The following is a 22259-nucleotide window of genomic DNA, read 5'->3' as shown; positions in this document are numbered from 1 at the left end:
TCGCTCCGCCCGGAGATCCGGGTCAGAGCAGACCGCCGGTGATACCCAGCAGCCCGTGATCGGACGAGGCGTGCGAGTCGCCGCCGAGCACACCATCGGTGACCCCACCGGTCACGTCACCGACCGTGTCGGTGACACCGGGGAGGAGGCTGTCCACCTGGTGCGTCACGCCGCCCACCGTCGACGACACGTCAAGCGGCGGGACCCCGCCGACGACGCCGTCGCCGTGCCCGAGGCCCAGCCCGTTGAGGGTGTCGTCGACACCCAGCGAGCTGACGACCCCGCCGAGCTGACCGTGGGTGCCGGAGAGGACACCACCGGTCAGGTCGCCGCCGATCAGGTTCGAGTCGGTGACGTCGAGCAGACCGGTCGGGTCACCGACCGTGCTGGTGGCGTCCCCGAGCACCGGGTCCGCGATGGCGTCCACCGGCTGCACCACGTCCGCGTCGAGCGTGTGCGCCACGTCGGAGACACCGGCCAGGTCGGTGTCCAGGCCGGACGGACCGACGCCCAGACCGATGCCGGGCAGCACGGTGACCCCGGCGGCGGCGGTCGACGGGTCGACAGCGATGGCGCCGAGCACGCCGGCCTTGACGTCCACGCCACTGGGCGAGCTGGTGACGCTGATCTGCTGTGCCACGCTCTGCAACTGACCCACCACGTCGGTGGTGTCGGTGAGCAGCGGGTCCAGCCCGAGCTGCCCCACCGGCGAGGCCAGCGGCGCGAGGCCCGCCCCCGGCGCGTAGTCGACGACCAGCGGCACGACGTCCTGCACGTCAGCAGCGGTGATGTCGGTGAGCCCGGCGCCCCGCAACGCACCCTCGGGGTCGAGGTCGAAGGCCGACCGCGCGTCCGGGTTCGTCAGTAGGTCGAGCACGAAGTCGTGGAGCGTCTGCTGCGAGTCCATGTGCCGGTTCTCCTCGGATCTGGCGTTGGGCGGGGTGTCGTACGTCGACAGTGACGACGCTATTGCCGGGGGTGGCCCCCGGGCATCGGGGCTCAGCCCGCATCCGGGCCGGTTGAACTAGGGGCTCCGCCACCTCGTACGTTAGGGGGACAGGGGGAAACCGTCCCGACGAGATTAGGGTCCCGACCAGGGACTGATCTCTGGTACGAACGTAGGAGCCCGCGGGGTTCGCCGGGGGTGCGTCGTCGGGCAGCCGGCGCCATCGCCACCGACCGGCCGACTCACGGGGAGAGACAGAGACGATGCCGTACGTCCTGGGGATAGACATCGGAAGCAGCAACACCGCCGCCGCCGTCGCACGGCGACGCGGCGCGACCTGGACCCGTCCCGAGGCCGTCCCGCTCAGTGCCGGCTCACCTCTCATGCCCTCGGTGCTGTGCCTGGCGGAGGACGGTTCGCTGCGGGTCGGTGAGCCGGCGACCGACGACGGCAGCCGCACCACCCGGGACTTCGTCCACCGGATCGGCGACGACGTGCCGGTGCTGCTCGGCGGCGAACCGTGCGCGCCGCAGACGCTGACCGCCGAGTTGGCGGCGTGGGTGGTGGAACGGGTGCACGCCCTGGAGGGCGGGCCGGCCGAGGCGATAGTGCTCAGCCACCCGGCCGGCTGGCGCCCCTACCGGCGCGAGGTGCTGCACCGGGCGTTGTCGGACCTCGGCCTGCGGCACGTGACACTGCTGCCCCGCACCGTCACGGTGGCCGAGAGCCACGCCGCTCGCGGGTTCGCGGGCAGCACAGCTGTGGTCTACGCCCTGGGCGGTAACAGCTTCGAGGCGGCCCTGGTGCGCCGCACCCCGCGCGGCACGTACGAGACGTTCGGCACCCCGCAGGGTCTCGACTCGATCGGTGGCGCCGACTTCGACGAGGCGCTGGCCGAGCACGCTCGTACCGTGCTGGCCCGGGAGTTGGCGGCGACCGGACGTCGCGGGGCCCAGGCCGCGCTGCGCGGGCTGCGCGCGGAGTGCGACCGGGTCAAGCGGGTGCTGACCGTCGACCTCACGGCCGACGTGGTGCTGACCCTGCCCAGCGGTCCGGCCCGGGTGCCGGTGACCCGGGCGCAGTTCGAGGCCATGATCCGCCCGACGGTGCAGGCCACCGTCGACCTGCTGCTGCGGGCCGTGCGCAGCGCCGACCTGACTGCGGCGCAGCTCGACGGCGTCCTGCTGGCCGGCGGCTCGACCCGGGTCCCGCTGGTGACCGAGCTGATCGGCGGGGCCCTGCCGGTGCCGGTCGAGGTGGAGCCGGACGCACAGTTGACCGCCGCCACCGGTGCCGCGATGGCCGCCTGTCAGGTGGTGTCGCCACGCCCCCGCCAGCCGGCACCGGCCCGCGTCCCGGCCCCGGTCAGCGGCGCCGGGCGGCCCACCATCCCGGCACAACGCCGCCCCCAGCACACCGTTCCGGGCGATCCGCCACCGCGGCCCCCGGTCCGACTCCTCCCACTGGAACTGCCGAAGCCGTCCCGCCTGGCGCTGGCCCGCGCCCGGGGGCGCGAAGGATGACCCCGATGATCATGAATGACCTCGCCGGACCGGGACTGACAGTGGACAAGGGGTTGCAGGCCCTGTTGGACACCGTCGCCCAGAATCCGGTCGGCCCGCTCGCCGTCGGCATCGCCGGCCCGGCCGGCCACGGCAAGACAGCGCTCCTCGCCGAGCTGGAGCGCGTTCACCAGCGCGCCGGCATCGCCGTCCAGACGGCCGCACCGGAGCCGGGCGCGCCGGTCGACCCCGACACGGTGCTGCTGGTCGACGACGCGCACCTGCTCGACGACGCCCGGATCGGGGCGCTGCTGCGTCTGGTCGCCGGCCGCCGACACCGGTTGGTGGTCGCCCACCGCCCGTGGCCGCGGTCGGCGGCGTTCAGCGAGCTGGTCGACGCCCTGCGACGCGACGGGCAGGCCGTTCTGCTCACGCCGTTCACCCGGGAGCAGACCGCCGCCCACCTCGCCGCCACACCCGAGCTGGGCCGTCCCGCCGACCTGGTCGACTTCGTCCACACGCAGACCGCCGGAGTCCCCAGGGACGTCGAGCGCCTGGCCCGAGGTCTGGCCGGCGCGGAGATTCGGACCGGCGCGATGGTCGACCCACCCCGGTCCGTCGTCCTCGAATTCGCCCCGGACCTGGACGTCCAGCCCACCGAGGTACGACGACTGCTGCTCGCCGTCGCCGCCGGCGGCACCCTGCCGGTCAGCATGCTCGGCGCGCTGCTCGGCCGGGACCCGGCCGGGGTAGACGAGCTGATCGCCACCACCCGGGCGGCCGGGCTGCTCGGCGCGGACGACCGGCTCGCGCCGATCGTCCGGCGGGCCGTCGCGACGCTCAGCCCCACCACCGAGCGCACCGCCGTCTGGCGTCGACTCACCGAGTTGCAGCTCGCCCGGGGCGGCGCCGTGCTGCCACTGGTCCGCTCCCTGCTCGCGGTCGGCGCGCTCGGCGACTGCCCGGCCGAGACGCTGGCCGCCGCGGCCGGCGAGGCGCTGGCCGACGAACCGGCGTTCGCCGCCGAGCTGTACGCGGCGGCCACCGCCGCCGGACGGCCGCCCAACGCCCAGCAGGCGCTCGCCGCCGCGCTCGCCGGTGACCTCGACGACGCGCTTCGGCTGGCGGACCGGCTGCTGGCCACTACCGCTCCCCCGGACCGCTCCGAGGCGGCAATGGTCGCCGCCACCGCACTGGCCCACCGTGGGCACGTCGGTCGCAGCGTCGAGCTGTTCCGGTGGTCGGGCACCGCCTCGGCGAGGGCGTTCGCCATCGTCGGCGGGATCGCCACCGGCGACCCGGCCGCCAGCACCGAGTCACCGGCGGGTGACCCGGCGGGCGAGCCACCCACCCTGCACGCCAGCGCCGCGCGACTGATGGCCGACGGCGTACGGGAGAGCGTGACCGGCCCACCGACCGCCGCGCTCTCCGCGCTCGTGCAGGCCGCCGCGCTGCTGGAGCCGGACGGCCGGGCGGTGCTCCTGCCGGACAGCCCGCCCGCCCTCGCCGCGTTGACCGCGATGCACTGCGGCGAGCTGGAGATCGCCGAGCGGGTGCTGCACCGCGCCCTGGCCGCCGGTGTCGGCGGACCGCTGATGGCCCGCCGGCACCGGCTGTTGCAGGCCTGGATCCTGATGGTCCGTGGCGAGATCCACGCAGCCGGCGAGCGTCTCGCCACGGTGACGCTCGACGGGCGGCACCTGGAGTCGCGCGACCAGCTCTTCGCCGCCGCCATCCGGATGGGCATCGGCCGGCGCAACAGTGACCTCGGGGCGCTCAAGCGGGGTTGGGGGCAGGCGCTGGAGGCCGTGGTGCGCCATCCCGTCGACCTGTTCACCCTGCTGCCGCTGGGTGAGCTGGCCATCGCGGGCGCGCGGCTGGGTGACCTGGCCCGGCTGGAGCCGTACCTGCAGCAGGGGCGTTCACTGCTCGACGGCCTCGGCAACCCACCACTGTGGAGTGTTCCGTTGCACTGGAGCGGCCTGCACGCCGCCATCCTGACCGGCGAGCCGACGGTCGCCGACGACCACGTCGCGGCACTGCTCGCCGCCGCCGGCCACAGCCGGTACGCGGCAGTGGTCGCCGCCGCCGCGGAGAGCTGGGTGGAGGTGCTCCGGGGGGTCGTCGACCCGACCCGGGTGGAGGCCGCCGCCCGCGGGCTGCACGACACCGGGCTGTGTTGGGACGGCGCCCGCCTCGCCGGGCAGGCCGCCATCCGTACCGCCGACCGGCGGGCGATGACCACCCTGCTGGAGTGCGCCCGAGCGTTGCAGGGGCGGCCCTCCGGTGGGCCGGCCGGGCAGACACCGCCGGCCGGTGCGAGCACGACACGGGTCGCCGGGCCCACCCAGCACGGGCTCAGCGACCGCGAGTACGAGGTCGCCGAGCTGGTGCTGGCCGGGTTGACCTACCGGGAGATCGGTGACCGGCTCTTCATCTCGGCCAAGACCGTCGAACACCACGTGGCGCGGATGCGTAACCGGTTGAACTGCGCCAACCGCACCGAACTGCTGGCCCTGCTGCGTACCCTGGTCGCCGACCGGGCCAGCGACACCGCCGGGCAGCCGTGGCCGCAGCGGGCGGGCCGATGACCCACAGCGATGTCCGGCTGATCCGGACCAGGCTGGCAGTGCTGGCCGCCGTGCTGATCACGCTCTGGTCGTACGCGGCCTACGTGTCCAGCCAGGACGCCGTCGACCTGCTGCGCGTCCGGGCGCTGGCGGACACGCTCGGACAGCCCATCGACCGTCTGATCCTGAGCCTGCAGACGGAACGCCGGATCACCGCCGAGACGATCGCCGGGGCGGGTGGGACGACGCCGGAGCTGGTCGGGGCCCGCGACGCCACCGACCGGGCCGCCGCCGAGATCCGCGAGTTCACCAAGGGTCGGGACCTTCGGCTGCTCACCGCCGGCGCGGTCCGCGACCGGGCCGGCGAGCTGGTCCGACGGCTCGACGGCCTCGGCACCACCCGGTCCCGGATGGACACCGGGCGACTCGGTCTGGCCGCGGCGATCGACGGGTACGACGAGGTCGTCGACGTCGCCTTCCGGGTGTACGGCCCGGAGTGGGGCGCGTACGAGAGCGGGTTGGCCGCCGACACCCGCGCGGTGATCGCGCTGGCCCGCGCCCGGGAGTTGCTGGCGCGGGAGGACACACTGGTCAGCGCCGCCCTGACCGGCGCGCGACTCGACGCCGACGAGCGGCGTCGGCTGACCGCAGTGGTCGGCGTCCAGCGGTACGCGAACGCCGAGGCCGCCGCCGGCCTGCCGTCCGACGGCCGCGCCGAGCAGCAGCGCCTCGCGACCAGCCCGGAGTTCACCGCGCTGCTCGCCCTGGAGGACCGGCTGCTACTCCAGTCCGGCACCGGCAACGCCCTGGCCGGTGTCACCGTCGCGGATTGGCGGGCCGCGGCGGACACCGCCCTGGGTGCGTTGCAGACCCTGGTGACGGGCACCGCCCGCAGCAGCGTCGAGCGGGCCACACCCGGTGCCGCCGTGCTGATCGCGCGGACCGGAGCCGTGGTGGGGCTCGGCCTGATCGTGGTGCTCGTGCTCCTGCTGAGCTGGGCGGGCACCATCCGACGCCTGACTGAGGAGCTGACCAGGCCGACGGCAGCCGCCCCGGCCCCGCCGGACGCGCCAGCGCCGCCGGACGCTGCGCCGTCGGGGGGTGCCGCCGAGCGGGAGCTGTTCCTGGGGCTGACCCGACGCAACCAGGTGCTGCTGCGGGACCAACTCGGCGTGCTGGACCTGATGCAACGTCGGGAGTGGTCCACCGAGGAGACCGGCGAGCTGTTTCAGCTCGACCACCTCACCACCCGGATCCGACGCAACGTGGAGAAACTCATCACCCTGGCCGGCGCGACACCCGCCCGTCGCTGGCGACGCCCCGTGCCACTGCTCGACGTGGCACGCGGCGCGGTCGCCGAGGTGCCCGACTACCACCGCGTCCTGATCGCGCCGCACTGGCCGTGGTCGCTCGCGGGGCCGGCCGTCACGGACGTCATCCACCTGCTGGCGGAGCTGATCGAGAACGCGCTGGTCTTCTCCGGGGCGGACACCACCGTCCGGGTCAGCGGCGAGCACCGACCGCAGGGGTGCGCCGTCCTCGTCGTCGACGACGGGCCCGGCCTGGACGCCGCCACGCTGGCCGAGGCGAACCACCTGCTCGGCAACCCGCCACCCGACGGTCCGCCCGCCGGTCTCACCGGTTGGTACGCCGCCGCCGTCCTGGCCGGCCGCTGCGGCGCCCACGTCTCGCTGCGCCCCAGCCGGCGCGGCGGAACGGCCGCGATCGTGCTCCTACCCGCCCGGCTGGTCACGGTCACCGACACCGGCCGCACACCGGCCGGCGCACCACCTGACACCCCGTACCCATCAGCCCGCACCGACCTGCCCGGCCCGAGCGGCGACGGGGCGTTGCCGACGCGGGTCCGCCAACCCGGGCCGATCGGCCCGGAACACGGCAGGACCAGCCACGACACTGTCGAGATGCCAGTCGCGAGAACAGCAAGGAGACATCAATGACGTCTGCAGTGGTCACCGAGGACGGCCTGACCGACGCCCTGAACAGCCTGGTCGACCGGGTGCACGGCGCGGAGTTCGCCGTGGTGCTCTCGCCGGACGGGCTGCCGCTCGGCGGCTCGCGGCGGGTGGGGGACAAACTGGCCGAACAGATCTCCGGCGTGGTCGCCGGCCTGATCGCGTTGGGGCTGGCCGCCACCCGCACCTGCGACGCGGGTCGGCTGCGCCAGGTCGTGGTGCAGATGTCGCGGGCGTTCCTGTTCATCGCCACCATCCCGAACGGCACCATCCTCACCGTGCGGGTCGCCGGTGACGACGTCGAGGTCGGTGACATGGCGTACGAGGTGGCGCTCTTCGTGGGGCAGGCCGAACGGCACCTGCCGATCACTCTGGGGCCGGCCTCCTCGGTGACGATCGGGGACACTGGTGCACACCAGCGGCGGCACTGACGAGGCGTGGTACGACGACGACGCGGGCCCGGTCGCCCGGCCCTACACGATGACCGGAGGGCGCACCGCGCCCGCACGCGGCCAGTTCGACCTGATCTCGCTGGTGGTCGCCCGGCCGGGGGTCGCACCCCCCGCGCCGCTCTTCCCTGAACAGGCGCGGATCGTCGAGTTGTGTCACCATCCAGTGTCGGTGGCCGAGGTCGGTGCCGAGTTGGACCTTCCGCTGGGGACCGTCCGGGTGCTGCTCGGTGACCTGCTCGGGGCCGGGCTGATCGAGACGCACGAACCGCCGATGCTGTCGGAACTGCCGACCGAGGATCTGCTGGAGGCGATCCTCGTCGGGCTTCGCGCGCTGTGACCGGGCAGATGCCGCCCGGTAGCGGGGCGGATCGTGGGCCCGTACCCGGCGACGAACTGAAGGAGAGACAGGCAGTGCCGGCAACACCACCCCAGCCACGCCGTACCGTGGCGATCATCCTGCTGGACAAGGTCGTGGCCCTCGTCACTGCCGTGCGGCGGGTGCTCACCGGTCGGGAGGACGTCTCGCGGGCCACCTGGTTGGCCGTCATCGCGGCGCTCGGGGTGCTGGTCGCGACGGCAGTGTCCGTGGTCGGGGTGCTGCGTACGCCGGAGAAGTTGACGCCGGTGACCCTCGACCCGCCGCCGTCCGTGCAGCAGGTGGGCGCCGCGCCGTCCGATACGCCCCGGGCGCAGGCGCGACCGGCGCTCACCAGCCCGGCGGTGCCCACTCCCCCGCCCACCTCGGCTTCCCCGGCCCCACCGACCGCGACGTCGACCCGGCCCACCCCGACCGGCGCGACCACCGAACCCACCGCGGCGGCCCTGAGCGCCGACTTCGCCATCACTGACAACGCCCTGCTCAGCTATGGCGCGACGCTGACGATCAGCAATCCGGGCGCGGTCGCGGTGCCGCAGTGGACGCTGGTGGTCACCCTGCCCCGGGAGTCGCTGAGGATCAGCGGGGTCGAGGGTGCACAGGCCAGCCACGACGGTGCGGTGTGGACGTTCGTGCCGGACGGAGACACCGGTCGGGTGCCCGGGAGCGCCTCGGTCCAGGTGACGTTCCGGGTCAATGGTTCGTTGACGGGTTCCGCCCCCGAGGCGTGCACCATCGACGGGGTCGCCTGCGCGGGCCTGTCGAACTGAACGTGTCAGTGACGTCCCGATCGGGCGTGGTACACCCGACGTTCCGGCGGCAGCCACGCTTGATTGATCATTAGTTCGGGCGCGCTTCGTACCGTTCCGACCATGACTGTCCTACCCGCATCACCGTCGCTTCGCCGCGCCGGGTCGCGCCTCGGTGCGCTGCGTACCCGGGTCGCTGCCGGCGTCGCCGCCCTCGCCGTCACCGGCGCGACCGTCGGGGTCGCCGTCGCTACCTCGTCGCCCGCCACCGCCGAGCCCGGCCACGTGGTCGTCTCGGAGAACTTCTCGACCGGGTCGCTGCCCGCCGGTTGGAACGCGATCGACGGCACCTGGAAGGTCGAGAACGGCCGACTGTACGGAACCAGCGCCAGCGCCAGCGCGAACAACAAGATCACGTTTGGTCGGCACCTGAACGACTTCCGCCTCGAGGCGACCATGCGTTTCGAGTCGGTCTCGGCCGCCACCCGCTGGGCCTCGCTCGGCATCGACGTCCCCGCCAACGGCGCCACCCCCTGGTGGATCGCCACCATGCGCAGCGGCACCACCGCCGCCAACGGGCTGGAGTTCGCCCAGCGGACCACCGCCGACGCCTGGGTGGTGACGAACACCGCCTCCGCCCCGTCCGCCGCCGGGACCGGCCGGGACGTCCGTGTCGCCGTCGAGGTGCACGGCAACCAGGCCCGCTGGATCTTCGACGGGCGGGAGGCGATGCGCACGAGCAGCCTCCAGCGCTCCGCCGACGGCGTCCAGGGGCTCTTCGTGAACGGCGCGACCGTGTCGTACGACGACGTCACCGTCACCGAGCTGGCGCCGAACGGCTACCTCCGCCCCGAGGGCAGCCCGCTCACCGTGATCGCCCACCGGGGCGCGTCCGCCGCCGCACCGGAGAACACCCTCGTCGCCCAGGAGATCGCCCGCAAGGGCGGCGCCGACTGGATCGAGAACGACGTCCAACCGAGCAGGGACGGCATCCCGTTCATCCTGCACGACGGCACCGTCGACCGGACCACCGACGGCACCGGCAACATCCGGGACCTGACCGCCGCGCAGATCAAGGCACTCGACGCCGGCTCCTGGTTCGGCCCGCAGTACGTCGGCGAGCGGGTGCCCACCCTCGCCGAGCAGCTCGCCGACCTGCGGACCCGGGGCGGCAACCTGCTCGTGGAGATCAAGGGCACGCACACCCGCGACGAGGTCGCCACGATCATCCAGGTGATCCGCGACGAGCAGATGATGGGCCGGGTCTTCATTCAGAGCTTCGAGGTCGACGCCCTGAGGTACACCTACGAGATCGCCCCCGAGCTACCACTCGGTCTGCTCCGCAGCAGCCTCGACGCCGACCCGGTGGCGATCGCGAAGGAGCTGCACCTGACCGCGTACAACCCGGACGGCAACGCGCTGCTGGCCAAGCCGGAGGTCGTCGCCGCGCTGCACACCGCCGGGGTCGCCGTGATGGCCTGGACGATGGACTCGGCCGCGCTGTGGCAGCGGCTGGAGCGCATCGGCACCGACGCGGTCATCACCAACCGCACGGCCGAGCTGGTCGGCTGGAACGCGGCCTTCCTCCAGCGGCCCTCCGCCGACCCGACAGTGCAGATCACCTCGCCGGCCAACGGGGCCCGGCTGGACCGGGCGCAGTCCCCGGTGATCGCCGTCGCCGCGACCAACGCGGAAACCGTCACGGTCAAGCTGGACGGTAAGACGTCGGCCGCCGGGCGCACCCTCGACCTAGCCAAGCTGACCGCCGGTCGGCACACCCTCACCACCGAGGCCACCGGGCCCGCCGGCACCGCCACCGCGACCAGCACCTTCACCGTGACGGTGAGCCAGGCCGGCCTCGGCTACCTGATCCTCACCTCGGGCGCCGATCCGGCCGCCGTCACCGCGATGACCACCAAGCTGGCCCACGCCCAGTACGCCCAGCTGGCCAGCTACGTCGACCGGCAGGCCGGCAAGCAGGTGCCGGCCGAGGTCGCCAGCGTCATCGCCGCCGACGCCCGCACCCTCGCCCTGAAGTAACGGTTCGCCGGGTGGCGTTGGGCCGAGGCCAGCGCCACCCGGCGTCCTCAGCGGACGGCGACGGGCGACTCGGCCCGCTCGCCGTGCTGGCGGAGAAGCGGCAGCGCCGGCGCCAAGGCCAGCGCCATGCACAGGCCGCCGATGGGAAGCAGGTCGAGATTGACCGCCGGTAGGACGATGCCGACGAGCAGCAGCGGCACGCTCCACCACGGCAGCCGCCGTCGGGCGGCGAGCATGCCCGCGAGAACGAGCAGGCCGAGGAAGAAGAGCTGGGGTACGACGTCGTAGAAGGCCACGTCCACGCCGGGGATGTCCTTGAAGCTCGCGCCGAGCCGGGACATCTCCGCCCGGTCGTCGGCCAGCAGCCCCTCCACGATGTCCGCGCCGAACTGCACCATCGTCGCGACGAGGCCGACCAGTGTGCCGGCCACCACCCCGGTGCGCCACGCGGAGCGGGGCAGCAGGTGGGACAGCGCGAGCACACCCGGAACGAAGCACACCATGCCGGCGAGGGCGATCAGGTGGGCGGCCTGCCAGTCGAGCCCGGGGCCGTACGCCCCGTCGGATCTCCCCCACAGACGAACCAGGCCGTAGGTGGCGATGCCGACCGGTCCGGCGATCACGAAGAGCGCTGCGCGTTTCATGCCAGCCATCATGTGACCGCCGACGCCCGGCGACCTCCGGGTACTTCCCCCGGTTGGCCCTGGATGTCGTCTCAGGTGTTCCACCGAGCCGTGGTCAGGGACCGAACGGCTTGCCCGTCAGCGCCGATTCATCCGGGAAGGCCAACGAGCTGAAGAACTTCTCCGTCTCGGCACCGCGAATGCTTTCGATCTTCGCCAGCAGTTCCTCTGTCGCCGCGTAGGCGCGCTGCTCCCGCTCGGCCGGATCAGCTGTCGCCTCGGCGCGGCCGAACGCGAGCCGCCAGTGGTTGCTCGCCTCGATGAGCGCGAAATGGGTACGTCGCAGCAGCGCCCACATCTGATCCCACTGATAAAAGGTGCGTAACGCGGTGGCCGCGGCGATGACCACACCCGACACCGCTATTACCAGGTTCTTACCGGGGTAGCTGAAGCCGGCGAGCAGTGGCAGCGACGCACTGATGACGATGACCAGGATGCCGGTGAATCGGAACAGTCGGCGGTGCCATTTGGCCCGCCAGTCGTATTGGTCCCTGAGCTTGTTGATGCTGTCTTCCGCCAACGCGCGGTAGACCTGCAACGGATCGCCGGGGGCCCCGTTCTGCGACTTGGCGAGCAACCCGCTCTGTCCTTGGTCAACAGACACGTCACGATGCTAGACGCTGCCCATGCGACGGTCTATAGCCCGAGAATACGATGTTGTCGGAGTATTGACGGGCAAACATCTCCCGTTCCGGTGATGCGACCGGCCAGGCAATCACCGGAACACCCCGTCGACGCCACCACGCCGTCAGACCGGACGGAAATGCGTCCACCTCGTAGGCCAGGAAATCGGGTCGGGTGACCAGATTGCTGACCATGCTGCGACCCACCATCCGGGTCAGTGGCCCGGCGGTACGCAGCAGCCCGCCGATGCGCCCCACCGGCACCCGCTGGCGCGGCGGCAGTTTGCGCACCGCGACCCGCAGCGCCGCCACGAGCAGCGGATCGAAGGATTCGACAGCGAAACGCCCGGGATAGTCGGCGGTCTGCCGCAACACCTCGTCGACGAGATCGAAGTTGAGGGTGAGCGCCGGCCGCTTCAGCTCGATCAGCAGGGGCACCCGTCCGGCGACCCGTTCCAGCACCTCCGACAGCGTGGGGATGCGCTGGTCGGTGCCCTGCAACCGGAGCCGCTGCCGGTCGGCCGGGGTCAACTCCGCGGTGGCGATCTCCGCACCGGTGAGCGCCGTCAGGTCGTAGTCGTGGACGACGACGAGTTCGCCCGCGCGGGTGAGCTGCACGTCCAGTTCGCAGGCGTAGCCGGCGTCGGCGGCCGCCTCGAACGCCGCGAGGGAGTTCGCCGGTCGATTGTGGCCGGTCAACCCGCGGTGCGCGATCGGGGTGTCGAGCAGCCAACCGTCATCGGACGACACACGATCCTCCTGAGCTTCGCAGAACCGGGCTACCGCACCCCGTGCAAGGGTTGCGGGTACCTTACCGGGCGCCCGGGTGGTGAGCATGCTTCATGCTGGAGTGGTGATTCGATTCGTACTGAATGTGCTGTGGCTCGTCTTCGGCGGTGGCATCGTGCTGGCGGCCGGCTACGGCATCGCCGCGCTGATCTGCTTCGTCCTGGTCATCACCATCCCGTTCGGCGTCGCGTCGCTGCGCCTCGCGGTCTACTCGCTGTGGCCCTTCGGACGCACCCTGGTGCCCAAGCCGGGCGCGGGTGTCGGCTCCGGCCTGGCGAACATCCTCTGGGTGGTGCTGGCCGGATGGTGGCTCGCGCTCTCCCACATCCTCGCCGGCATCGCCCTGTGCGTCACGATCATCGGGATCCCGTTCGGCATCGCCAACTTCAAGCTCGTCCCGGCCGCGTTCTGGCCGCTCGGCCGCGAGGTCGTCGACGCCCCGTGACGGCACTGCGCGGCGGTCGGCAACGAAAAACGGGAGACCCCTGGTCTCCCGCCACTTCTAACTTATAGCGCACCGGGGGGCTTGCGGCAAGACCCCGTTCATGACGCAGAATCGTCGGCCGAGGCTTGAATCTGCCGAAATGGACGTCATGACATGAATTCCTTGCCTACCTCCGTGTTCGCACTACCCGATCACCTCGCCCCCAAGGCCGACCCGGCGCTCATCGCCCAGGACGAGCGGCACTTCGCGGCCATGGCGCGGAACCTCGCGCAGCTGACCGCCGAGCTGTCCGACCGCCTGGACGCCGCGCGCCGGGCACCCGGCGGCAAGGGCCGCCAGGCCGTCGACCGGGACGAGGAGGTCCGTCGGCTGACCGCCCGTCTGCGCTCACTGAGCCGCTACGGGCTGGACCTGTGCCTCGGTCACCTGGTCGAGGCGGACAGTCCCGAGCCGGTCTATGTCGGACGGCGCGGCCTCACCGACAGCACCGGTCGACGGCTGCTGCTCGACTGGCGCTCACCCGCCGCCGAGCCGTTCTTCGGCGCGACCCACGCCAACCCGATGGGCCTGGCGAGCCGCCGCCGGTACCGCTGGACCCTCGGCCGGATCAGCGACTACTGGGACGAGGTGTTCACCCCGGACGGGTTGGTGGGGCACGCCGCCGCGCTCGACGACCAGTCCGCGTTCATCGCGAGCCTGGGCAGCGCCCGATCGGCCCGGATGCGCGACGTGCTCAGCACGATCCAGGCCGACCAGGACGCCATCATCCGGGCCGGGTCGGCCGGGGCCCTCGTGGTCGACGGCGGTCCCGGCACCGGGAAGACCGTCGTCGCCCTGCACCGGACCGCGTACCTGCTCTACTCCGACCCGCGCCTCGGTCAGCGCCGGGGTGGGGTGCTCTTCGTCGGGCCGCACCAGCCCTACCTGGCGTACGTCGGCGACGTCCTGCCCAGCCTGGGTGAGGAGGACGTGCAGACCTGCACCCTGCGCGACCTGGTCCCCGAGGGGGCGACAGCCACCGTCGAGGCCGACCCGGAGGTGGCCCGGCTGAAGTCGACGGCCGAGCTGGTCCGGGCCATCGACGCGGCCGTCCGGTTCTACGAGGACCCGCCGGTCACCCCGATGACGATCACTGTCGGCGACTCCGACCTCCGGCTGAGCGCCGACGACTGGGCCGACGCGTTCCGGGCGCCGGGCCTGGGCACCCCGCACAACGAGGCGCGCGAGGAGATCTGGGAGGAACTGCTCGCCATCCTCACCGACAGGTACGACGGCGACGAGCCGGACGACGTGCTGCGCGACTCGCTGCTGCGCAACCGGGACCTGCGGGCGACCATCAACCGCGCGTGGCCGCTGCTCGACGCGGCCGATCTCGTGGGAGACCTGTGGTCGGTTCCCGCGTACCTGCGCACGTGCGCGCCGTGGCTCAGCCCGGCGGAGGTCCGCAAGCTGCAGCGCGACGAACCCCGGGCCTGGACGGTGTCCGACCTGCCGCTGCTGGACGCGGCACGGCAGCGGCTCGGTGACGCGGACAGGTCGGGGCGCACCCGTCGGCACGACCCGGCGGCAGCCGTCGAACGCGACCACATGGCCCGGGTCGTCGACGAGCTGCTCGCCGCCGACACCTACGACGACGGCGAGGGCCTGCTGACGATGCTGCGTCAACCCGACCTGCGCGAGGTCCTGGTCGACGACTCCGGCCTGCCGGACGCTGAACCGGACCTGTTGGCCGGCCCGTTCGCGCACATCGTCGTCGACGAGGCACAGGAGCTGACCGACGCCCAGTGGCAGATGCTGCTGGTGCGGTGCCCGTCGCGCAGCTTCACCATCGTGGGCGACCGCGCCCAGGCCCGGCACGGGTTCACCGAGTCGTGGCAGGAACGCCTCAAGCGGGTCGGGTTCGACCGGATCACGGTGACCTCGCTGAGCATCAACTACCGCACCCCGGCGGAGGTCATGGCGGAGGCCGAGCCGATCATCCGGGCCGTGCTCCCGGACGCGAACGTGCCGACCTCCATCCGGGGCAACGGGCTACCCGTCGTCCACGGGTCCGTCGCCGAGCTGGGGTCGATCCTGGACAGCTGGCTCGCCACGCACGCCGAGGGGATCGCCTGCGTCATCGGTGACCCGACCTTCCCGCCCACGGACCGGGTCCGGTCACTGAGCCCCGAGCAGGCCAAAGGGCTGGAGTTCGACCTGGTCGTGCTCATCGACCCGGAGTCGTTCGGCGCCGGCATCGAAGGGGCCGTCGACCGGTACGTCGCGATGACCCGGGCCACCCAGCAACTCGTGATCCTGACCAGCGGCTGAGGGCAGCTGCCCAGCCGGTCGCGGGGCGTTGCGGGGGCGTTGTCCACTGGCGCGCCGCCACCCCGACCGGTAGCGTCGCGCTCTTCGGCCGCGACGCGCCGCCGGAGTCCGGGAAGGCGCCTCTCGATGACCCAACCCACGCCCGCCCGAGGCCGGCTCGACGCCAGTCTGGCCCGACTGGCCAGCACCTTCCGCGGCATGGTCGCCCACCCCGACGACAGCAACTGCGAGTGCCACTGGGGCAGCGCCGAGGAACTTGCCCTGCTCAAGACCCCCGACGTCGAGGTGGACCCGGATCTGCTGCGCCGGACCTACTGGACCGGCGACTGGGACTTTCCCGCCGAGATGCTGCGTCGGATCCTGCCGCAGTTCGCCACCGCTCTGACCAGCGGTGAGGTGGAGCGGCTCGGCGGGATGGATCATGCGGGACGGGCGTTCGCGCTCGGCGGCTGGCAGCGGTGGCCCGCCGAGCAGTCGACGGCGATCAGCGAGTTCCTGGACGCCTGGTGGGCCGTCACGCTCACCGATCCGGACGCCGAGGTGCCGGCACACGTGGTGCTGGCCATGCTCGTGGAGGCATCCGGCGCGCTCGGCAGGTGGCTTGACGCCTGGACGACGGCAACCACTGCCCTGGCCCACCAGCGGCTCGCCGAGGCTTTCGGAGAGTGGGAGTACGACCTGCTCCGCGATGACCTGCCGTGGCACACCTGGACGTTGACGGACGACGAGGAGGAGGTCCTCCGCACGGAGCTCACCGCCTGGCTGCTGCAGCACGCCCCGACCCGGCTGCGGATGGCCGACACCGACCCGGAGCTGCCGCACCGGCTCAGGCTGCTCGGCCTCACCGGGCCGGCCCGCTGGGACAACCCGCACTGGCCCGACCTCGCCTGAGCAGGTGCCCGTTCCAACTCACAGCCGCTCCTCCCATCGACATCTGTCCAACCGTTTGCTCCACTTCGGACGTTTGTCGCCCAGCCGGCCATTTCGGGGTAGGTGGAGCTGTCGGACCAGCGATCGACGACCTACCTCCGTCACCTACCCGGTGTCCACCGAAGGTGATTCACTGACTCTCCTGAGTAAACAGCCGAGCGGACGGACGGACGGCATCGTTGAGGGAATCAGGGGCTGCCGAGAAAGGCGACAAGGGTGCCGGAGACGCGACGCGGCGCGGTGACCCGACACCTTCCAACGCGCTACCGCCTGGATGCCGGCCCGCAGAGCTGCTGCCGACCACGACGATCGAGGTCAATGGCGTTCACATAGTGGTGTTCTCGTGCTGGGCGGTGCTGATCGGCCTGACGCTCACCGTGGTGGTGGGGCGCGGGGTGTGGCGCGTCTTCGCCGGCGCGTCGGACCGGTTCACTGTCACATTCCTGACCATGACGGCGTTCGTCATCGCGGCCGTCTCGGTGGGCATCGTGGCCGCGCATCGGCGGTCGCTGCCCTGGGTGATGCTCACGATGGCCACCGTCGTCGTCCTGGCTTCGGCCATCATCGTGGTCCCGAGGGGCTGACGAATGTCGACCTCGCCGCGACGGTTCTTCATCGGATGTGGAACGAGCTCCTACTCACCGGAGTCAGGTTTCGAGGATCGACCCGAGTTGGTCGACGAGATCCGGCGCATGAGCGACCTGTTCACCCGCTACCTGCCGTACCAGTCGGTGCCGGGCTTCAGGCCGAATCTGTCCCGGCAGGAACTCACCGGCCAGCTCAGCCGTTTCCTGACCGCCGCGGACCGGCAGCCCGATGACATCGTCGTCTTCTACTACACGGGCCACGGTGAGACGGACGGCGGTGACCTGATCCTTCCCTTCCCGGAGACCACGTCGGACCTGTCTCGGACCGGAGTCTGGGCCAGTGAGCTCACCAACTGGTTGATCCGTGGGACCGACGTCCAGCAGTTTCTGGTCATCCTCGACACCTGCTTCGCCGCGGCGGCCACCCGGGATGTCGGCAAGGGCGCGCTCGATCGTCTCGACCTGCTCGGCGGTCGGGCCGTCAACCCGAGCATCGCCGTACTGGCCGCCGCCCGCCCGCACGAGAGCGCGGGGTCGGGCGCGTTCAGCCGGGCATTCGACGCGGCGGTCAGGCACCGGGCGAGCGGGGGTCACGAACCCCGCTATCTGGCGCTGAACGCGGTGTACAACGTGGTCCGCCACGAGTTGCCGCCCTGGCAGCGGGCCCGCATCCTGCAGGCCGACGACGGTGACACGGTCACCGAGTTCCTGCCGAACCCCCGGTACAACCAAACCCTGCACGGGCTGAACCTCCGTGCTCAACGCGACCATGAGCAGCAGGTGGCGAGGCGGGCTGAGTTCCTCAGCCACGTCCTGCCCCGGGCACAGGGCCTCGACGTCGTGGTGGAGGGCGTGTGGCTGTTTACCGGGCGTACGGCGGCCCTGCGCAGCTGCGCGGCCTGGCTACGTCGGCCGCCCGGCACGCCCCGCTCGACCCTGGTGGTGACCGGGAATCCGGGGTCCGGCAAGTCGGCTCTGCTGTCCCGGCTCTACATGCTGGGAAGCCGACGGCTGCGCAGTCGTATTCCGATGACGTCCGGGAACGACGAGGTGGACGTCCCGGAGAACGTGTTGACCTGTTTCGTGCACGTCCGTGGTCAGACTGTCGGCCAACTGCTCGCGGCACTCTGCCAGGCGCTCGACGTCGACGAGGCGGCGAACGTGGAGGAGTTGCTGTCGGAGGTGGCGTCCCGGGATCAGCACCAGGCGATCATCCTGGACGCACTCGATGAGGCAGCGGACGTCGAGAGCGTCATGCGGGAGGTCGTGCAGCCGTTGGTGCGGGACGCCGGGAAGACCAACGTGCGGATCCTGGTCGGCACCCGGCGACACCTGGTGGATCGACTGGGCCGCGACGTGGTCGTGCTCAATCTCGACGATGCGGAGTACGCCGACCAGGAGAGCGTCCGACGCTACGCCGAGCGGTGCCTGCGCGAGTTGGGGAACCCTAGCCCCTACCTCTCTGTCGCCGAGAACCTCACGCAGGAGGTGGCCACCGCCGTCGGCAACGCGGCCGGGCACTCGTTCCTGGTCGCGCTGATCTCCGCCCGGAGCCTCGCGCTGCGCGACTATGTCGTCGACCCGGGCGACGCCGCCTGGCGACGCGCGCTGCCCCGGTTCGCCGCCGAAGCGATGCGCCGCGACCTTGAGGACCGGTTGGGCGAGTCGTCGAACAAGGCCCGCGACCTGCTCCTACCCCTGGCGTACGCGGACGGTGCCGGGCTGCCCTGGGAGGACATCTGGGCACCGCTGGCCACGACGCTCAGCGGCCAGGTGTACACCGACGCCGATATCGACTGGCTCATCGAGCACGCCGGCTACTACGTCATCGAGGCCCTGGCCAACCAGCGCTCGGTCTACCGGCTCTATCACGAGGCGCTCGCGTCGTACCTCCGCTCGAACAGGTCGAACCGGTCGATCCAGCAGACGATCTTCACCTTCTTCGAGAAGCGGTCCCAGGTTCCGGCGACGGCGGGTCGGGCGCCTTGGTCGGAGGCCCACCCCTACGTCCTGGCCAACCTGGCCAGCCATGCCGCCGCTGGCGGGAACCTCGACCGACTCCTGCTCGATCCGGCCTTCCTGACCGAAGCGGACCAGAACCGGCTGCTCGCGGTCTGTGACAGCGCCATGACCGAGGAGGGTCACGCGGCTGGTCGCGCGTACCGGGAGGCCGTCCACCACTTTGGTGGGGCCGACCTCTGGGAGCGACTCAGTTATCTCGAACTCGCCGCGCGGCAGCACGACGCTGGTGCATTGGCCGAGCGGATCGTGGAGCAGACGGTGCAGCGGCCCTGGCGGGCGCTCTGGGCCTCCTGGACGCCGCCGCATCCGCACCGAATCCTGGGCTCACCGGTCGACGGCGTGACAGCGTTGGCAGTGGTACCCGGCAGCGCGGCGGACCACGTGATCGCCGGAACCCGACAGGGAGCACTGCACTGCTGGGATCCGCTCAGTAACCCGTCGCAGGTGCGGGTGTACCGACCGCGCAGCTCCAGGATCAGCGGACTGGACGTGGTGGAGCTGGACGGCCGCCGTCGTCTGCTGGTCAGCGAGGCCCAGGGGCAGCTCGCCCTGCATGATCTGCCCACCCTGCGCCCGGTGGCCCGGAAACGGCTCGCCTGGCTCACCTCCATTGACGCGGCGAGCACCCTGCGCGCCGGCCGAACGCTGCTCGGCGTCGCGGCGCTGGGGCGTCGGATTCGCGCTGTGCGCATCTCGACGGGAAGCTCGGCGGGGCCAGAGATGCAGACGATCGACCGGCGCAGCCGCCGACGACTCGCCTGGTTACGACGCGATTCCACCGATGTACCAGAGTTGATCAAACCATTCCGGCACCCGTACGAGCTCACCGCGATCGTCACGACCCACCTGGCTGGCGATCCGGTCATTCTGACCGGCACGTCGAACGGTCACAGCCATCTCTGGCACGCGCTCACCGGAGAGCAGATCGCCTCGATACGCGGCGACGACTCTCCGACGTCGGACGGAATCGACCTGGGGACGGTGACGTCGGCGGTCACGGCTCTGCTTGTCATCGACCACGGCGACGCCAAGGTGGTGGTGCGAGGCTTCTCCGACGGCCGTGTCTCCAGCTCGCATCTGGAGAGATGGGGCCGTCGGGTGCTCTGGACGGGGCCGGTGGCGAGCCGGGACGCACACACTCAGGCCGTCCATGCGATGACCGCGGTGCGGGTCGGGGACGAGGACGTCATCGTCACCGCCGGCGCGGACGGCTTCCTCCGCCCGTGGTATCTCGGGTCGCTGCGCCCCTTCGGCCCGCCCTGGCGGGGGCACACAGGCCCGATCCACGCGGTCACCACGGGAGTGGTGGAGGAACGGCCACTGATCATCAGCGGCTCGGCCGACGGCACGGTGCGGATGTGGGATCTGGACGCACGACCGAGGGTCACCGGTGCCTGGCAGGGACACACCAGGACCATCACCGACATGGTGACCACCACCGTCGACGGGCGCACCGTCCTCGTCACCGCGAGCGGCGACGGGATCGTACGAATCTTCGATGGTGAGTCCGGACACATGCTACGCAGTTGGTTCGCCCACACCGGTGGCGTCACCTGCCTGGCGATCGGCCAACGGTCCGGCCTGCCGGTCGTTCTCACCACCGGCCGCAGCGGTGGCACCCGGGTCTGGGACCTGTCCACAGCCGATCTGGTCGCGGAACCGTTCCTGTTGGAGGGTCTGACCGTGACGGCCCTGACCGCCGGAACATCGGACGAAGGCGGCTTCGGCTGCGCTGGGGACGCGGACGGGACCGTGCACACCTGGTGCCTGGCCGACGGTCAGGCACTGGAGAGTCGGCCTCTGCCCAGACCAGCCCGGGTCGAGCGGCTGGCCGTTCTGCCCACGGCGGACGGGCCGATGGTGCTCGTCGGTGGCGCCGATGGTCAGGTGACCGTCTTCAAGGGGCAGCGACTCGACAAGATCGAGTACGTCGATCAAGTCGCGCGCGGAAGGATCACCGCGCTCACGATCCTGGACGACGACACGGCGTTCTTTGTCCTGGTCCTCGCCGGCGATGACCTGACCATCTGGGATGTGGCAAGCGGCAAGGGGTACCGGCGCCGCCTTCCCGGCGTCACCTGCCTGACGGCCGGCGTCGGCGGTCGCGTTCTGCTGGGCTACGCCGATGGTGTGGTGGAGGAGCTGCAACACCCGACCGACCAGACCAGCGTCCGGCAGCGGTCGGTCGAGGGTCGCATCGACGCCATCGCGGCCTTCGACGCCGGCGAGGGCATGGTCGTCGTCGCCGCGACAGAGGAGGCGGCGCTGGCGGTGTGGCGACCCACCAGCCCGGACGGACCGGCGTCGGGAGCCGGGCCACGCCAGGGCGGCGTGCAGGCGATGGCCCGCGTCCAACTCGGGGAGGATCTCGCGGTGTTGACCGTCGGCGAGTTCGGCGAAATCCGCTTCTTTCGGTTCTCCGATGGCACTGAGGTGCGGTTGCCGTGGGCGGCGCACAACGGCTGGATCCGGTCGTTGACCGTGCATCGGATCGCCGGTGTGCCACACGCGGTGACTGCTGGTGACGACGGGTACGTACAGATCTGGGATCTGGATCGCCAGGTCCGCCTGCGCCGCTTCTCCCACAGCTCGATCCGGCCACAGCGCGCAGCCGACCTGGCCGTGGTGGACGGGCAACGGGTACTCGTCTGCAAGGCCGCCGATCTGGGGTCACCCTGGCTCGGCGTCATCGAGCACGCGATCGAGGCGTGGAACATCGAGGGGGCACCTCGACGGCTCGGCCGCCCGTGGCAGCACCGGGACCCGGTTCTGGCCGTCCGGGTGGTGAACGGGGAGGACGTCACCATCGCGTTCACCGTCAGCGCAGGCGCCATGGTCCAGTGGTGGGATGTGGCCACCGGCCGTCGCCTCGGCGGGCTTCGCTTCGACGCGCCGGTGACCTGCCTCGCTGTCGACCCCACCTTGGGCACCGTCTACTGCGGAAGCGGCCAGGCGCTGTACCGGTTGTCGCTAAACGAGTGTCGCAGCGGACGGGTTCGCTGGGGCCGGGGCGGCCCACCGGAGCCCTGGCAGACCTTGAACGCACTTGTCACGGCCGTTGGCGTCGAGGCCGAGACGTCGACGATCGCCGTCGGTCTGCAGAACATCATCGTGATCCTGTCACCCGAGGGCCATCAGCGGCACCGCATCGAACTCAACTCACCCATCGCGGCTGTCGAATTCGGCGGGCCGTCGACAGTGCTCGTCGGATGCGCGGCAGGCGTTGTCGCGTTCGCGTTGACGCCCGCGTGAGCGGGATTCC

The 22259-nt window shown here is 71.6% G+C and carries 16 protein-coding genes; 12 read left to right on the top strand and 4 right to left on the bottom strand.

The window, feature by feature from the left end:
* Positions 1-22: 22 nt before the first annotated feature.
* Positions 23-907 (bottom strand): IniB N-terminal domain-containing protein, encoded by an 885-nt coding sequence (locus QCZ28_RS10705; protein ID WP_279516466.1) that lies wholly within the window; start codon positions 905-907, stop codon positions 23-25.
* Positions 908-1209: 302 nt separating this feature from the next.
* Between QCZ28_RS10705 and QCZ28_RS10700 the strand changes: the two genes are divergently transcribed.
* From QCZ28_RS10700 to QCZ28_RS10670, 7 genes are all read left to right on the top strand, one after another.
* On the top strand, positions 1210-2469 hold the full coding sequence (locus QCZ28_RS10700; protein ID WP_279516465.1) for an Hsp70 family protein: 1260 nt from the start codon (positions 1210-1212) through the stop codon (positions 2467-2469).
* 5 nt (positions 2470-2474) lie between these two features.
* The gene (locus tag QCZ28_RS10695) at positions 2475-5039 is read left to right on the top strand and encodes a LuxR C-terminal-related transcriptional regulator (RefSeq protein ID WP_279516464.1); all 2565 of its coding nucleotides are present in this window, start codon (positions 2475-2477) and stop codon (positions 5037-5039) included.
* Positions 5036-6976, top strand: coding sequence for a nitrate- and nitrite sensing domain-containing protein (locus QCZ28_RS10690; RefSeq protein ID WP_279516463.1), 1941 nt, complete (start codon positions 5036-5038; stop codon positions 6974-6976). The genes QCZ28_RS10695 and QCZ28_RS10690 overlap by 4 nt, the downstream gene beginning before the upstream one ends.
* On the top strand, positions 6973-7422 hold the full coding sequence (locus QCZ28_RS10685; RefSeq protein WP_279516462.1) for a roadblock/LC7 domain-containing protein: 450 nt from the start codon (positions 6973-6975) through the stop codon (positions 7420-7422). Before QCZ28_RS10690 ends, QCZ28_RS10685 begins: the two co-directional genes overlap by 4 nt.
* Positions 7400-7780, top strand: coding sequence for a DUF742 domain-containing protein (locus tag QCZ28_RS10680; protein ID WP_279516461.1), 381 nt, complete (start codon positions 7400-7402; stop codon positions 7778-7780). Before QCZ28_RS10685 ends, QCZ28_RS10680 begins: the two co-directional genes overlap by 23 nt.
* A gap of 74 nt (positions 7781-7854) precedes the next feature.
* On the top strand, positions 7855-8589 hold the full coding sequence (locus QCZ28_RS10675) for a cellulose binding domain-containing protein (protein WP_279516460.1): 735 nt from the start codon (positions 7855-7857) through the stop codon (positions 8587-8589).
* Positions 8590-8691: 102 nt separating this feature from the next.
* Complete coding sequence (locus tag QCZ28_RS10670) at positions 8692-10608, top strand: glycerophosphodiester phosphodiesterase family protein (protein ID WP_279516459.1); 1917 nt, start codon at positions 8692-8694, stop codon at positions 10606-10608.
* 47 nt (positions 10609-10655) lie between these two features.
* Here the strand turns inward: QCZ28_RS10670 and QCZ28_RS10665 are convergent, their stop codons facing one another.
* The 3 genes from QCZ28_RS10665 to QCZ28_RS10655 form a co-directional block, all read right to left on the bottom strand.
* The gene (locus tag QCZ28_RS10665) at positions 10656-11252 is read right to left on the bottom strand and encodes a hypothetical protein (RefSeq protein ID WP_279516458.1); all 597 of its coding nucleotides are present in this window, start codon (positions 11250-11252) and stop codon (positions 10656-10658) included.
* Between the two features lie 94 nt (positions 11253-11346).
* On the bottom strand, positions 11347-11895 hold the full coding sequence (locus tag QCZ28_RS10660; RefSeq protein ID WP_279516457.1) for an SLATT domain-containing protein: 549 nt from the start codon (positions 11893-11895) through the stop codon (positions 11347-11349).
* A 1-nt stretch (position 11896) separates the two neighbouring features.
* The gene (locus tag QCZ28_RS10655; RefSeq protein WP_279516456.1) at positions 11897-12664 is read right to left on the bottom strand and encodes a glycerophosphodiester phosphodiesterase family protein; all 768 of its coding nucleotides are present in this window, start codon (positions 12662-12664) and stop codon (positions 11897-11899) included.
* Between the two features lie 103 nt (positions 12665-12767).
* Here QCZ28_RS10655 and QCZ28_RS10650 point away from each other — a divergent pair, with 103 nt between their 5' ends.
* The 5 genes from QCZ28_RS10650 to QCZ28_RS10630 all read left to right on the top strand — a co-directional run bounded on the left by QCZ28_RS10650 (position 12768) and on the right by QCZ28_RS10630 (position 22249).
* On the top strand, positions 12768-13148 hold the full coding sequence (locus QCZ28_RS10650; RefSeq protein ID WP_208648924.1) for a YccF domain-containing protein: 381 nt from the start codon (positions 12768-12770) through the stop codon (positions 13146-13148).
* A 153-nt stretch (positions 13149-13301) separates the two neighbouring features.
* The gene (gene helR, locus QCZ28_RS10645) at positions 13302-15458 is read left to right on the top strand and encodes an RNA polymerase recycling motor ATPase HelR (protein WP_279516455.1); all 2157 of its coding nucleotides are present in this window, start codon (positions 13302-13304) and stop codon (positions 15456-15458) included.
* A gap of 126 nt (positions 15459-15584) precedes the next feature.
* On the top strand, positions 15585-16349 hold the full coding sequence (locus QCZ28_RS10640; protein ID WP_279516454.1) for a hypothetical protein: 765 nt from the start codon (positions 15585-15587) through the stop codon (positions 16347-16349).
* Positions 16350-16720: 371 nt separating this feature from the next.
* The gene (locus tag QCZ28_RS10635) at positions 16721-16972 is read left to right on the top strand and encodes a hypothetical protein (RefSeq protein WP_279516453.1); all 252 of its coding nucleotides are present in this window, start codon (positions 16721-16723) and stop codon (positions 16970-16972) included.
* 3 nt (positions 16973-16975) lie between these two features.
* A complete protein-coding gene (locus QCZ28_RS10630; RefSeq protein WP_279516452.1) occupies positions 16976-22249 on the top strand; it encodes an AAA family ATPase in 5274 nt (1757 codons plus the stop codon).
* Positions 22250-22259 lie beyond the last annotated feature (10 nt).

The sequence above is a fragment of the Micromonospora sp. DH14 genome, assembly GCF_029809455.1.
Taxonomy (GTDB): Bacteria; Actinomycetota; Actinomycetes; order Mycobacteriales; family Micromonosporaceae; genus Micromonospora; species Micromonospora parva.
This window is presented reverse-complemented; position numbering and strand designations above follow the sequence as displayed.

Excerpts from the sequence above, each read along its gene's own strand:
- QCZ28_RS10705 (WP_279516466.1), bottom strand. The coding sequence starts at position 907 with ATGGACTCGCAGCAGACGCTCCACGACTTCGTGCTCGACCTACTGACG.
- QCZ28_RS10700 (WP_279516465.1), top strand. The coding sequence starts at position 1,210 with ATGCCGTACGTCCTGGGGATAGACATCGGAAGCAGCAACACCGCCGCC.
- QCZ28_RS10695 (WP_279516464.1), top strand. The coding sequence starts at position 2,475 with ATGATCATGAATGACCTCGCCGGACCGGGACTGACAGTGGACAAGGGG.
- QCZ28_RS10690 (WP_279516463.1), top strand. The coding sequence starts at position 5,036 with ATGACCCACAGCGATGTCCGGCTGATCCGGACCAGGCTGGCAGTGCTG.
- QCZ28_RS10685 (WP_279516462.1), top strand. The coding sequence starts at position 6,973 with ATGACGTCTGCAGTGGTCACCGAGGACGGCCTGACCGACGCCCTGAAC.
- QCZ28_RS10670 (WP_279516459.1), top strand. The coding sequence starts at position 8,692 with ATGACTGTCCTACCCGCATCACCGTCGCTTCGCCGCGCCGGGTCGCGC.
- QCZ28_RS10665 (WP_279516458.1), bottom strand. The coding sequence starts at position 11,252 with ATGAAACGCGCAGCGCTCTTCGTGATCGCCGGACCGGTCGGCATCGCC.
- helR (WP_279516455.1), top strand. The coding sequence starts at position 13,302 with ATGAATTCCTTGCCTACCTCCGTGTTCGCACTACCCGATCACCTCGCC.
- QCZ28_RS10640 (WP_279516454.1), top strand. The coding sequence starts at position 15,585 with ATGACCCAACCCACGCCCGCCCGAGGCCGGCTCGACGCCAGTCTGGCC.
- QCZ28_RS10630 (WP_279516452.1), top strand. The coding sequence starts at position 16,976 with ATGTCGACCTCGCCGCGACGGTTCTTCATCGGATGTGGAACGAGCTCC.